The sequence below is a fragment of the Mangrovicella endophytica genome (assembly GCF_002893625.1).
GTDB classification, from domain to species: domain Bacteria; phylum Pseudomonadota; class Alphaproteobacteria; order Rhizobiales; family Rhizobiaceae; genus Mangrovicella; species Mangrovicella endophytica.
Genome location: NZ_PKMZ01000008.1, coordinates 1 through 12152, shown reverse-complemented (window position 1 = coordinate 12152; position 12152 = coordinate 1). Strand labels below are relative to the sequence as shown.

Genomic DNA, 12152 nt, shown 5'->3' with positions numbered 1-12152 from the left:
CATTACCGCGGGCATGAGCCTCGAAAGCGACATCGCGGTGCTCCGGGAAGTCCCGCTCTTCGAGGACCTGACCACTGATCAGCTCCGGCTTCTCGCCTTTGGCGCCGAGCATCGGCGGCTGCGCGAGGGCGAGATCCTGTTCCGCACCGGCGCCAGGGCCGATGCCGGCTTCGTTGTGGTCCGCGGCGAGGTGCTGCTCCTGCGTGGCGAAGGGGAGGCCGAGAAGGTGGTGGCGCGCTGCGGCGCCGGCACGCTGCTCGGCGAACTCGCCCTGATCACCGAGACGCGGCGCCCAGCAACCGCGGTTACCGCAACGGACTGCGACGTCATCCGCGTCACCCGGCAGATCTTCCGGCGCATGCTGGAGGAGTATCCGGAGCTTGCCGTTTCCCTGCACGAGCGCATCGCCAGCGATCTCGCGGCGCTGACGGGCAAGATCGTCGCGCTGCAGCCCCGGTTCGACGACGAAGCGTAGAGCCATCGACGCCTTGTGCGCTTGATGCCGCCCTTGGTCGCAACCGCAGCATCGCCATCGTCATACGACGGCAAGCACATCAGCAGGCTGCTCGGACAGAGCACCGACCCGTGAACCATCCTTTCGATGTGCCCCGACGTGCCGCCCGAGGCTTGGCCGTCCACAAAAATGTCTATACATAAAAGCAGGATGGTACGAGCGGCGATGCTCATCGTCCCGCTCATGGAGATTGGACATGACGGCGATCCACGCGCGCTCCGCGCTCCTGCCCGGTGGCTGGGCTGATGACGTGCGGCTGGAGATCGAGGACGGCATCGTTCGCTCCGTGACCGCAGGGGCGGCAGCAGAGCCGGCCGACGCACGGGCGGAGTTGCTCGTGCCGGCGCTGCCGAACCTCCACAGTCACGCCTTCCAGCGCGCCATGGCCGGTCTGACGGAAACGCGGGGCCCGGGAAGCGACAGCTTCTGGAGCTGGCGCAGCGTCATGTACCGCTTTGCCCTCGGCATGGATCCGGATGACGTCGAGGCGGTCGCCGCGCAGCTCTACATGGAGATGCTGGAGGCCGGCTTCGGCCGCGTCGGCGAGTTCCACTACCTGCATCACGATCGCGACGGCAGTGTCTATGGCAACATAGCGGAGATGGCCGAGCGCATCGGCGCGGCCGCCGAGGCAACCGGCATCGCACTGACGCTGCTACCGGTCTTCTATGCCCGATCGGGCTTCGGCGGCGGTGCGCCGGTCGAGGGTCAACGCCGCTTCATCAATGATGCCGAGGCCTATGCGCGCCTGGTCGACGGCTGCCGTGCGGTGACCGCGCGCCTGCCTGACGCCGTCCTCGGCATCGCCCCGCACAGCCTGCGCGCGGCGACGCCTGAGGATCTTCAGGCCATTCTTCCCCTCGCCGCCGGCGGCCCGATCCACATCCATGTCGCCGAGCAGGTCAAGGAGGTCGAGGACTGCCTCGCCTGGTCCGGCGCCCGCCCGGTGGAGTGGCTGCTCGACCATGCGCCGGTCGACACCCGCTGGTGCCTGATCCATGCCACCCATATGACGGAAGACGAAACCCGCCGCATGGCGCTGAGCGGGGCCGTCGCCGGCCTTTGCCCGATCACCGAGGCCAATCTCGGCGATGGTGCCTTCCCGATCGACGCATTCCTCGAAAGCGGCGGCAGCTACGGCGTCGGCTCGGACTCCAACGTCATGATCACGGTGCCCGGCGAACTCCGTCAGCTCGAATATTCGGCACGCATCGACAGGCGCGCGCGCAATGTGGTGGCCGAGCCCGGAGGTTCGACGGGTCGGATGCTGTTCGATCGGGCGATCTCCGGCGGCGCGATGGCGCTCGGCGCGTCAGCGGGGATCGCAGCCGGCCACTCCGCCGATCTCGTTTCGCTGGACGCCGGCGCCGTCGCCTACCTGCCGCGCGAGGCCATCCTCGACCACTGGATCTTCGCCGGCGGCATCGCGGTCGACGGCGTCTGGGTGCGCGGCCGTAAGCAGGTCGAAGGCGGACGGCACGTGAACCGCGAGGCGGTCGACCGGCGCTTCCGCCAGACCATGACGCGCCTGTTGGCCAGGGACCCCGCATAAGGGCCGCCGATTCCGCTCCCACGCTCGCGCTTTGCCGCGCCCTGCCCCCATGCTAGCACCCGCTCGGCGGCACGGCGCCGCATGGGAGCCTGAGGCTGCCGGGATGACGATGGGGGCTGCGGTGGAACCGGCGGAACGAGACGCGACGCTCCACGGGCGCATCCTCGGCGACATCGAGGGGAAGATCGTCTCGGGCGCGTGGGTCCCAGGGACCCGCATCCCCTCCGAAATCGATCTGGCGGCGCAATACGGCTGCTCGCGCATGACCGTGAACAAGGTTCTGACGCAGCTGGCGCGCGCCGGGCTCGTCGAGCGCAAGAAGAAGGCCGGCACGGTGGTCACGCGGCCGGTGGCGCAGTCGGCGGTGCTCGAGATCCATGACATCCGTGCCGAGGTGCAGTCGCTGAATCTCGCCTATGGCTACGCGCTGATCGAGCGCTCCGAGCGGCGGGCAAAGGCGGAGGACGGCATTCGTCTCGACGTGGCGCAAGGGGCGCCGATCCTCGATGTCACCTGCCTCCACAGCGCGGGGGCGCAACCCTTCTGCCTGGAGGAGCGGCTGATCGCGCTGGAAACCGTGCCGGACGCGCGCGACACCGATTTTTCCGAGCTCGCGCCGGGGCACTGGCTGCTTGCCCAAGTGCCCTGGAGCAGCGCCGAGCACCGGATCAGCGCCATCGGGGCGTCGCCGGGCGTGGCGGCACGGCTGGAGATCGCCCGCGGCACCGCCTGCCTCGTCATCGAACGCCGCACCTGGCGGGGCGCCGGGCCGGTGACGCATGTGCGCTTCACCTATCCCGGCGACCGGCACACGCTCCTCGCCCGCTTCACGCCGGCGAGCTGAGGGCAGCGTTTCGCCAAATGCTGACAGTCTGAAGGCCGGCGGCAGGCGCCGCCGACCTAAGTCCGCGGCTTACTTCGCCGCGGCGATCACGATGAACTCGACCTTGTAGCTGGGGTCGGCGAGCTTTGCCTCGCCCGTTGCGCGGGCCGGCGTCTGGCCCGGCACCACCCACTCCTCCCAAACCGCGTTCATGGCGGCGAAGTCGGCCATGTCGGCGAGCCAGATCGTCGTCTGCAGGATGCGCGACTTGTCGGTGCCCGCCTTCTCCAGCGCCTCGTCCACCGCGGCGAGCGCCGTGCGGCACTGCTCGGTGATGTCGGCGCCGGCCTCGCCGACCTGGCCGGCGACAAAGACGAAGCCGTTATAGACGACGGCGTCGCTCATGCGCTTGCCGGGGTCGATGCGGTTGATCGCTGGGAACATGGTGAACTCCTGAATGGCTGTCTCGGCCGCACGGGACCGTGCACGAGCGGGAATGGGCGAGCGGGCGCCAAGCGTCAAGGCATCGTCGAAGCCACGCTGCACGACGGACCGTATGTCGGTGAGCGACGGCCGGCGTGCTGCCCATCGCATCGAGCCGCCGGCGACGCAGCCGGCGCCTCGATCGTCGGGAAAGTCCGGTCAGTTGCCCAGGATGCCGGGCAGCCGCAGCCCCTGCTCGCGCGCGCAGTTGAGCGCGATGTCATAGCCGGCATCGGCATGGCGCATCACGCCCGTCGCCGGGTCGTTCCACAGGACACGTTCGATGCGCCGGTCGGCATCCTCCGAGCCGTCGCAGCAGATCACCATGCCGGAATGCTGCGAATAGCCCATGCCGACGCCGCCGCCGTGATGGAGCGACACCCAGGTGGCGCCCGAGGCGCAGTTGAGGAGCGCGTTGAGGAGCGGCCAGTCCGACACGGCGTCGGAGCCGTCCTTCATGGCTTCCGTCTCGCGGTTCGGCGAGGCGACCGAGCCGGAATCGAGGTGATCGCGGCCGATCACCAGCGGCGCCTTCAGCTCGCCGTTGCGCACCATCTCGTTGAAGGCAAGGCCGAGCTTGTGGCGGTCGCCGAGCCCGACCCAGCAGATCCGCGCCGGCAGGCCCTGGAACGCGATGCGCTCGCGCGCCATGTCGAGCCAGCGGTGGAGATGCGCATTGTCCGGCAGGAGCTCCTTCACCTTGGCGTCCGTCTTGTAGATATCCTCGGGATCGCCGGACAGCGCCGCCCAGCGGAAGGGACCGACGCCGCGGCAGAACAGCGGGCGGATATAGGCCGGCACGAAGCCTGGGAAGTCGAAGGCGTTCTCCAGCCCCTCATCCTTGGCGACCTGGCGGATGTTGTTGCCGTAGTCGAGCGTCGGAATACCGGCCGCGTGGAAGGCGAGCATCGCCTCCACATGGATGCGCATGGAGGCGCGTGCCGCCTTCTCCACCGCCTTCGGATCGCTCTCCCGCTTCTCGCGCCATTCGGCCATCGACCAGCCGAGCGGCAGGTAGCCGTTGACCGGGTCGTGCGCCGAGGTCTGGTCGGTGACCATGTCCGGCCGGATGCCACGCTTGACCATTTCCGGCAGGATCTCGGCGGCATTGCCGAGAAGGCCGACGGACTTCGCCTCGCCCGCCTTCGTCCAGCGGTCGATCATCTCCATGGCCTCGTCCAACGTCTCCGCCTTCTCGTCGAGGTAGCGGGTGCGCAGGCGGAACTCGATCGAATCCGGGTTGCACTCGACCGCAAGGCACGAGGCACCGGCCATCACCGCCGCCAGCGGCTGTGCGCCGCCCATGCCGCCGAGGCCGCCGGTCAGGATCCACTTGCCCTTGAGGCTGCCGCCGTAATGCTGGCGGCCGGCCTCCACGAAGGTCTCGTAGGTGCCCTGCACGATCCCCTGGGTGCCGATATAGATCCAGGAGCCGGCGGTCATCTGGCCGTACATGGCCAGCCCCTTCTTATCGAGCTCGTTGAAGTGGTCCCAGGTCGCCCAGTGCGGCACCAGGTTGGAATTGGCGATCAGGACGCGCGGCGCATCCTTGTGGGTGCGGAACACGCCGACCGGCTTGCCGGACTGGACCAGCAGCGTTTCCTCGTCACCGAGCGTCTTCAGCGTTGCGGCGATCTTGTCGAAGTCGTCCCAGGTTCGGGCGGCGCGGCCGATGCCGCCATAGACCACGAGCTCGTTGGGGTTCTCGGCGACGTCCGGATCGAGATTGTTCATCAGCATCCGGAGCGGCGCCTCGGTCAGCCAGCTCCTGGCATTGAGGTCGGTGCCGCGCGGGCTGCGGACTTCGCGGATGTTGTGGCGCGGGTTGGTCATGCACTCTGATCCTTGAGTGTCAGCGCGATGGCTTCAATGTCGGTGAGGATGGTTTTCAGGACGGCGCGCAGGCGCTCTGCCTTGGCCTCGTCATAGGCGAAGGGCACGGCCTCCGTCGCGAGATAGGCGGACTGGGCGATCTCCATCTGGATGGCGTGGACGCCGTCGCTCGGGCGGCCGTAGTGGCGCGTCGTCCAGCCGCCGAGGAAGCGGCCATTGAGGACGCTGGTGTAGCCCTCGGCCGCCGCAGCATGCCGCGCCACCGCCGCTTCGATCGCCGGCGCGCAGCTCGTGCCGCTGGCCGTGCCGATGTTGAGGTCCGGCAGCCGCCCCTCGAACAGGAACGGAATGGTCGAGCGGATCGAATGGCAGTCATAGAGAACCGCAACGCCGTGGATCGCCTTCACGCGGGCGATCTCGGCGGCGAGCGCTGCATGATAGGGCGCGTGGAAGGCCGCAAGGCGCTCGGCCGTGTCGTCCTGCGTCGGCCCTGCGCCCTTCGCCCAGATCGGCACGCCGTCGAAGTCCGTTTCCGGAATTAGCCCGGTGGTGTTCTGGCCGGGATAGAGGCTGACGCCCTCCGGATCGCGGTTGGCGTCGATGACATAGCGGTGGAAGGTCGCGCAGACGGTGGTGGCATTCGGCAGGAGGCCGTCATAGAGGCGGTCGATGTGCCAGTCGGTGTCGGCCAGCAGACGGCCATTGGCATCCAGCCGGTCCGCGACCGCCGCAGGCAGCTCGGTGCCGACATGCGGACAGGCGAGGATGACGGGCGAGGTGCCGCGCGAGACGGTGACGACGCTCACGCCGTGCCCTCCAGCACCGGCAGCAGCGCGGCCGAGACGCTGGCCGTCAGGCCGCCGGTGGCGACGAGCTCGGTCGCGGCGGCAAGGTCGGGCGCAAGGTAGCGGTCGTTGCCGAGGGCCGGCACGACGGTTCGCAAAGCCGCGATCGCCTTGCCGAGCTCCCGGCTCGTCTCCAGCGGCCGGCGGAAGCCGACGCCTTCGGCCGCCGCAATCGCCTCGATGCCGATGATGGAAAAGAGGTTCTCCGTCATCGCCAGCAGCCGGCGCGCGCCATGGCAGGCCATGGAGACGTGGTCCTCCTGGTTGGCGGAGGTCGGCGTCGAATCCACCGAGGCCGGGTGCGCCATCTGCTTGTTCTCGCTCATCAGCGCCGCCGAGGTGACCTCGGCGATCATCAGGCCGGAGTTGAGCCCCGGCGCGCCGGTGAGGAAGGCCGGCAGTCCGTAGGAGAGCGCGGGGTCGACGAGCAGCGCGATGCGCCGCTGCGCGATGGCACCGATCTCGCAGACGGCGAGTGCGATCTGGTCCGCCGCAAACGCGACCGGCTCGGCGTGGAAGTTGCCGCCGGAAACGACGCTGCCGTCGGACAGCACCAGCGGGTTGTCGGTCACCGCATTCGCCTCGATCGTCAGCGTGCGCGCGACCTGCGCGAGGATGTCGAGGCAGGCGCCGCCGACCTGCGGCTGGCAGCGCAGGCAATACGGGTCCTGCACGCGCTCATCGCCCTCGACATGGCTTTCGCGGATCGCCGAACCGGCGAGGAGACCGCGCAGCGCCGCGGCGGCGTCGATCTGGCCCTTGTGGCCGCGCAGCGTGTGGATCTCGGGATGGAACGGTGCGGTCGAGCCCATCGCCGCGTCGGTGGACAGCGCGCCGGTGATCAGCGCCGCCTGCGCCGCGCGGTGGGCGCGGAAGAGGCCGGCGAGCGCCAGCGCATTGGAGGCCTGCGTGCCGTTGATCAGCGCCAGCCCTTCCTTGGCCGCCAGCACCACCGGCCGGAGGCCCGCGCGCTCCAGGGCTTCCCGGCCGGAGAGCCGCTCGCCGCGGAAGAAGGCCTCGCCCTCGCCCATCATCACCGCCGACATGTGGGCGAGCGGCGCGAGATCGCCGGAGGCGCCGACCGAGCCCTTTTCGGGGATCATCGGGGTCACGCCCGCCTCGAGCATGCCTTCGATCAGACGCACCAGCGCCAGCCGCACGCCGGAGGCGCCGCGGCCGAGCGAGACGAGCTTCAGCGCCATGATCAGCCGCACGACGGCCTCGGGCAGCGGCGCGCCGACGCCGCAGCAATGCGACAGGATGAGGTTGCGCTGCAGCGTCGCGACGTCGTTCGCCTCGATGCGGATCGAGGCGAGCTTACCGAAGCCCGTGTTGATGCCGTAGACGGCCGCGTCGCCGCCGGCGACCTCAGCGATCTTCGCGGCACCCGCCTCGATGGCGGCGTCGGCAGATGTGTCGAGCCGCGCCGCCGCGCCGTTCCAGTAGATCGCCTGGAGATCGGCAAGGGTGACGCGGCCAGGATGCAGGGTGATGGTCATGAGGACACTCTTTCGCCGGCGAAGATGCGCTGGTGCAGGGGGTTGAAGCCGATGCGGTAGACGAGCTCGGCCGGGCTCTCGACGTTCCAGACCGCGAGGTCGGCCGCCTTGCCGGGTTCGAGCGTGCCGATCTCGGCGGCCAGGCCGAGCGCCCGTGCCGCCTCGCGGGTGACGCCCGCAAGGCACTCGGCGACGGTCAGGCCGAAGAAGGTCGCGCCCATGTTCATGGTGAGGAGCAGCGAGGTCAGCGGCGACGTGCCGGGATTGCAGTCGGTGGCGAGCGCGATCGGAACGCCGGCCTGACGGAGCGCGGCGATCGGCGGCTTCTGCGTCTCGCGAATGGCATAGAAGGCGCCGGGCAGGATCACCGCCACCGTGCCGCTCGCCGCCATTGCGGCGACGCCGTCCGCGCCGAGATACTCCAGATGATCGGCCGATAGCGCGCCATAGGAGGCGGCGAGCTTGGCGCCGCCGAGATCGGACAGCTGCTCGGCGTGGAGCTTCACCGGCAGGCCCAGCGCCTTGGCACGATCGAAGACGCGGGCGATCTCCGCCGGCGAAAAGGCGATCCCCTCGCAGAAGCCGTCGACCGCATCGACCAGCCCCTCCGCACGGGCCTGGTCGAGCCCCGGCAGCACGACCTCGTCGAGATAGGCATCGTTGCGGCCGCGATAGGCAGCCGGCGTCGCATGTGCGGCGAGATAGGAGGTGACGATCCGGACCGGGCGCACCGTTTCCAGCGCTCGGGCCGCGCGCAGCATGCGCAGCTCGCCCTCGATCGAGAGGCCGTAGCCGGACTTCACCTCGACCGTGCCGACGCCCTCGGCGAGCAGCGCGTCGAGCCGCGGCAGCGAGGCCGCCACCAGCCCATCGACATCCAGCGCATTGGTCGCCGAGACGGAGGAGACGATGCCGCCGCCGGCGCGGGCGATCTCCTCGTAGCTGGCGCCATCGAGCCGCATCTCGAACTCGCGGGCGCGGTGGCCGCCATGGACGATATGCGTGTGGCAGTCGATGAGGCCCGGCGTGACCAGCCGGCCCTCCAGATCGACGACCGGCACGCCGGCGGCAAGCTCAGCCGGCAGCTTGCTTTCAGGTCCGGCAAAGACGATGCGGCCGTCCTTTGCCAGGATCGCGCCGCGTTCGACGACGCCGAGCCCCGCCTGATCCGAAGCCAGGGTCGCAAGGCGGGCATTGCGCCACAGGCAGCGTCCCAGCTGCGTCCCGTCCGTCGATGCGGCGTCGTGCATGGTCTTGACCTCTCAGCCCGTCATGGCAAATGTATAGACATAATAGCGGGCATGGCAAGGCTGAACGCGGCTGCCACGCTCTGTCTGGCGGGGCTACTCCAAAGCACAGCGCCCGATCCGCCTGACGATGACCTCGCAGGTAATGGCCCTGCCGCGCGGCGCCTGTATTCTCCCGCGCATGACGATCTCCGCTTCCGAAAGTTCGACCACCACCGCGGCCGACACCGTCGGCACCCTGCTTCGGCAGTGGCGCACCCGGCGCCGCTTCAGCCAGCTCGACCTTGCCTGCGAAGCCGAGATCTCCACCCGCCATCTCAGCTTCGTGGAAAGCGGTCGCGCCAACCCGAGCCGCGACATGCTGATGCGTCTTGCCGAGCGGCTGGACATGCCGCTGCGCGAGCGCAACCGGCTGATGCTGGCGGGCGGCTACGCGCCGGCTCATCCCGAACGGCCGCTGGACGCACCCGCCCTCGCAGCCGCGCGTGAGGCCGTGGAGACGATCCTGGCGGCTCACGATCCCTTTCCAGCCCTGGCGGTGGATCGGAGCTGGACGCTCGTTGCCGCCAATGCGGCCGTCGGGCGGCTGCTGGCCGGCATCGCCGCGCCGCTGCTGGCGCCGCCGGTGAACGTGCTGCGCCTCAGCCTGCATCCGCGTGGACTGGCGCCGCGGATCGTCAACCTGGCGGCTTGGCGCCACCACCTTCTGACGCGGCTGCGCTTCGAAGCGGAAGCCGCAGGCGATGCGAAGCTGCTGGCGCTGCATGACGAATTGGCAGCACTGCCGCACCCGCCCGGGCCGAGGCCTGCTGCGGGACCGAGCGCTATCGCCGTGCCGCTGGTGATGACCGACCCGGCCTCCGGCGCAACGCTCTCCTTCCTGTCCACCACCACCGTCTTCGGCACCGCCAACGATGTGACGCTGAGCGAGCTGACGCTGGAGTGCTTCTATCCCGCCGACGCGCAGACGCGTGCGGCCCTGATCGCAGGAGAACGCCCGTGAGCGTCAGCTATCTCATCACCTTCCAGGTCCGCCCGACGGAACGCGAACGCTTTCTCGCGCTCCTGAACGGCGTTCTCGATGCCATGCGCGGCGAGACGACCTTTCGCAGCGCCGCCTTTCACGCCGATCCGGGCGATCCCTGCCGCTTCCTCCTGCTGGAGAGCTGGGCAGACCATGAGGACGTCGTCGAGGTGCAGCTTGCCCGGCCCTATCGCGAGGCGTGGCACGCCGCACTGCCGGAGCTCCTGGAGCGCCCGCGCGACATCGGTGTCTGGACGCCGCTGCGCCAGGATGTCGCCGCGGCGGGTGTCCTGGCGGGCTGAGGGCGCCGGCAGCGCAGCCACCACAGCTGGCTCAGATATCCAGTGTCGCCAGCACCGGCACGTGATCGGACGGGCGCTCCCAGCCGCGCGCTTCGGAGAGGACGGTGACATCGGCGAGATGCGGCACGAGGTCCTTCGAGCCCCAGATATGGTCGAGCCTTCGGCCGCGATTGGAGGCGAGCCAGTCCTTCGCCCGATAGCTCCACCAGGTGAAGACCTTCTCCTCCATCGGGAAGTGGGCGCGCATCAGGTCGACCCAGTTGCCGTCGGCGACGATCTTCAAGAGCCCCTCGCATTCGCCGGGCGTGTGCGAGACTATTCTGATCATCTGCTTGTGCGACCAGACGTCGTTTTCGAATGGCGCGATGTTGAGATCGCCGAGGAGCAGCGAGGAAACGCCGGGCTCCGCCTCGGCATTGGTCAGCCGCATCTCCTCGATGAAGTCGAGCTTGTGGCCGAACTTCACGTTGATCGTGCGGTCCGGCTCGTCGCCGCCGGCCGGAACGTAGAAATTGTGGACGCGCAGGCGCTTGCCCCCGGCCCGCAGGCGCACCGACAGGTGCCGCGCGTCGCCGATGGCGCAGAAATCCTGCCGCACGATATCCTCGAAGGGCAGCTTCGAGATGGTGGCAACGCCGTGGTACCCCTTCTGCCCATGGATGGCGACATGGTCGTAGCCGAGCGCGTGGAAGGCCGCGTGCGGAAAGAACTCGTTCGGGCACTTGGTTTCCTGCAGGCAGAGGACGTCCGGCTGGCGGGTCCGCAGGAAGTGCTCCACGATCGGCAGGCGCAGCCGCACCGAGTTGATGTTCCAGGTGGCGATGGTGAAGGGCATGGGCGATCCGGCATGGCAGGTGCCCCGCTTGTGCCGGCTGCGGCGGCATGGAGCAAGCCCGGTGACCCGCGTGGCGCCCGCCCTATGCTCCTCTTCCCGCACGGATTGGGAGATCGGCGATGTTCGAGGATTTCGAGACGAAGACTCTGGCCGGTGACGGCGCTGCGATCCACTGCCGCATCGCCGGATCAGGATCGCCGCTGCTCCTCCTGCACGGCTATCCGCAGACCGGCGCGCTCTGGGCCGACGTCGCGCCGGGACTGACGGACCGGCACAGGGTGGTGGTGCCGGACTTACGCGGCTACGGCCGCTCCGAGGCGCCGGCGAGTTCGGGTGGCGAGGGCTATTCCAAGCGCCGGATGGGCGCCGACATGGTGGCGGTGATGGCCGGGCTCGGCTTCGAGCGCTTCGCCGTCGCCGGCCACGACCGTGGCGCGCGCGTTGCCTACCGTCTTGCCCTCGACCATCCTGAGCGCGTCTCGCAGCTCGCCGTGCTCGACGTCGTGCCGACGCTGGAGACCTGGGGCGAGATGGACTGGAAGGCCGCCCTGACAAGTTACCACTGGCCGTTTCTCGCACAGGCCGAGCCGCTGCCGGAGCGCCTGATCGGCCACGAGCCGGATTTCTACCTCGAATGGACGATCAGGAGCTGGACGAAGAAGAAGTCGCTGGAGGTCTTCCGCCCGGAGGCGCTGGCGGAATACCGCGCCGCCTTCCGGCAGCCGGAGCGTATCCATGCGGCCTGCGAGGACTACCGGGCGGGCGCTACGATCGACCGGATCCTCGACATTGCCGACCGCGACCTCGGTCGGCGCATCAAGGCGCCGATGCTCGTCCTCTGGGGCAGCGCGGGAACGCCGGCCAAGGGCCGTCCGCCCCTGACGGTCTGGCGCGAGTGGTGCGACAGCGTCACCGGCCGGGAGATCGATTGCGGCCACTTCCTGCCGGAGGAGGCGCCGGGCGAAACGCTGGCGGCCTTGCGGGACTTCTTCGACTGACGCGACGGATCGGCGGCTGCAGGCAGCCGATCTGCAGCAGGATGCGCCGGGGCGGGTCCGGCGCTTTTCCCTTAGAGCATTTCCGGCGAACACGGGATCGCTCTGTTTGGCGGTTCGCCGTGGTGATCCACGCGGAGGCTCGCGAAGGTCGTAGCGGGGCTACGGCCGAGACGAGCCGACAAAGTGGGCGCCCGGCG

General features: G+C 69.3%; 12 protein-coding genes. 6 read left to right on the top strand and 6 right to left on the bottom strand.

Features of this window, described 5'->3' with window-relative positions; genetic code table 11:
• The first annotated feature begins 13 nt into the window (after positions 1 to 13).
• From C0R46_RS15630 to hutC, 3 genes are all read left to right on the top strand, one after another.
• Positions 14 to 475, top strand: coding sequence for a cyclic nucleotide-binding domain-containing protein (locus C0R46_RS15630; RefSeq protein WP_102960598.1), 462 nt, complete (start codon positions 14 to 16; stop codon positions 473 to 475).
• A gap of 235 nt (positions 476 to 710) precedes the next feature.
• Positions 711 to 2066: a formimidoylglutamate deiminase gene (locus C0R46_RS15625; protein ID WP_102960597.1), complete on the top strand. Its 1356-nt coding sequence runs from the start codon at positions 711 to 713 to the stop codon at positions 2064 to 2066.
• A 109-nt stretch (positions 2067 to 2175) separates the two neighbouring features.
• The gene (gene hutC / locus C0R46_RS15620; protein WP_102960717.1) at positions 2176 to 2910 is read left to right on the top strand and encodes a histidine utilization transcriptional repressor HutC; all 735 of its coding nucleotides are present in this window, start codon (positions 2176 to 2178) and stop codon (positions 2908 to 2910) included.
• 69 nt (positions 2911 to 2979) lie between these two features.
• Here hutC and C0R46_RS15615 read toward each other — a convergent pair whose 3' ends face one another.
• From C0R46_RS15615 to hutI, 5 genes are all read right to left on the bottom strand, one after another.
• Positions 2980 to 3333 (bottom strand): RidA family protein, encoded by a 354-nt coding sequence (locus C0R46_RS15615; RefSeq protein WP_102960716.1) that lies wholly within the window; start codon positions 3331 to 3333, stop codon positions 2980 to 2982.
• A gap of 198 nt (positions 3334 to 3531) precedes the next feature.
• Positions 3532 to 5205 carry a urocanate hydratase gene (hutU, locus tag C0R46_RS15610; protein WP_102960596.1) on the bottom strand — a complete coding sequence of 558 codons (1674 nt, stop codon included), beginning with the start codon at positions 5203 to 5205 and terminating at the stop codon, positions 3532 to 3534.
• Entirely contained in the window at positions 5202 to 6011 is an 810-nt protein-coding gene (gene hutG / locus C0R46_RS15605) for an N-formylglutamate deformylase (protein WP_102960595.1), read from the bottom strand. The genes hutU and hutG overlap by 4 nt, the downstream gene beginning before the upstream one ends.
• Entirely contained in the window at positions 6008 to 7549 is a 1542-nt protein-coding gene (hutH, locus tag C0R46_RS15600; protein ID WP_102960594.1) for a histidine ammonia-lyase, read from the bottom strand. The genes hutG and hutH overlap by 4 nt, the downstream gene beginning before the upstream one ends.
• A complete protein-coding gene (gene hutI / locus C0R46_RS15595) occupies positions 7546 to 8799 on the bottom strand; it encodes an imidazolonepropionase (protein WP_102960593.1) in 1254 nt (417 codons plus the stop codon). Before hutI ends, hutH begins: the two co-directional genes overlap by 4 nt.
• Positions 8800 to 8977: 178 nt before the next feature.
• Here hutI and C0R46_RS15590 point away from each other — a divergent pair, with 178 nt between their 5' ends.
• Complete coding sequence (locus tag C0R46_RS15590) at positions 8978 to 9799, top strand: helix-turn-helix domain-containing protein (protein WP_198598374.1); 822 nt, start codon at positions 8978 to 8980, stop codon at positions 9797 to 9799.
• Positions 9796 to 10122, top strand: coding sequence for a putative quinol monooxygenase (locus tag C0R46_RS15585; protein WP_102960591.1), 327 nt, complete (start codon positions 9796 to 9798; stop codon positions 10120 to 10122). The genes C0R46_RS15590 and C0R46_RS15585 overlap by 4 nt, the downstream gene beginning before the upstream one ends.
• Positions 10123 to 10153: 31 nt before the next feature.
• Here C0R46_RS15585 and C0R46_RS15580 read toward each other — a convergent pair whose 3' ends face one another.
• Positions 10154 to 10957 (bottom strand): exodeoxyribonuclease III, encoded by an 804-nt coding sequence (locus tag C0R46_RS15580; RefSeq protein WP_102960590.1) that lies wholly within the window; start codon positions 10955 to 10957, stop codon positions 10154 to 10156.
• A gap of 119 nt (positions 10958 to 11076) precedes the next feature.
• On the opposite strand from C0R46_RS15580, the gene C0R46_RS15575 reads away from it, so the two are divergent.
• A complete protein-coding gene (locus C0R46_RS15575) occupies positions 11077 to 11955 on the top strand; it encodes an alpha/beta fold hydrolase (protein ID WP_102960589.1) in 879 nt (292 codons plus the stop codon).
• Positions 11956 to 12152: the final 197 nt, after the last annotated feature.

Coding starts and splice junctions, on each gene's coding strand:
- hutC (WP_102960717.1), top strand. CDS start 2,176: ATGGGGGCTGCGGTGGAACCGGCGGAACGAGACGCGACGCTCCACGGG.
- hutI (WP_102960593.1), bottom strand. CDS start 8,799: ATGCACGACGCCGCATCGACGGACGGGACGCAGCTGGGACGCTGCCTG.
- C0R46_RS15590 (WP_198598374.1), top strand. CDS start 8,978: ATGACGATCTCCGCTTCCGAAAGTTCGACCACCACCGCGGCCGACACC.
- hutH (WP_102960594.1), bottom strand. CDS start 7,549: ATGACCATCACCCTGCATCCTGGCCGCGTCACCCTTGCCGATCTCCAG.
- C0R46_RS15630 (WP_102960598.1), top strand. CDS start 14: ATGAGCCTCGAAAGCGACATCGCGGTGCTCCGGGAAGTCCCGCTCTTC.
- C0R46_RS15615 (WP_102960716.1), bottom strand. CDS start 3,333: ATGTTCCCAGCGATCAACCGCATCGACCCCGGCAAGCGCATGAGCGAC.
- C0R46_RS15580 (WP_102960590.1), bottom strand. CDS start 10,957: ATGCCCTTCACCATCGCCACCTGGAACATCAACTCGGTGCGGCTGCGC.
- hutU (WP_102960596.1), bottom strand. CDS start 5,205: ATGACCAACCCGCGCCACAACATCCGCGAAGTCCGCAGCCCGCGCGGC.
- C0R46_RS15575 (WP_102960589.1), top strand. CDS start 11,077: ATGTTCGAGGATTTCGAGACGAAGACTCTGGCCGGTGACGGCGCTGCG.
- C0R46_RS15625 (WP_102960597.1), top strand. CDS start 711: ATGACGGCGATCCACGCGCGCTCCGCGCTCCTGCCCGGTGGCTGGGCT.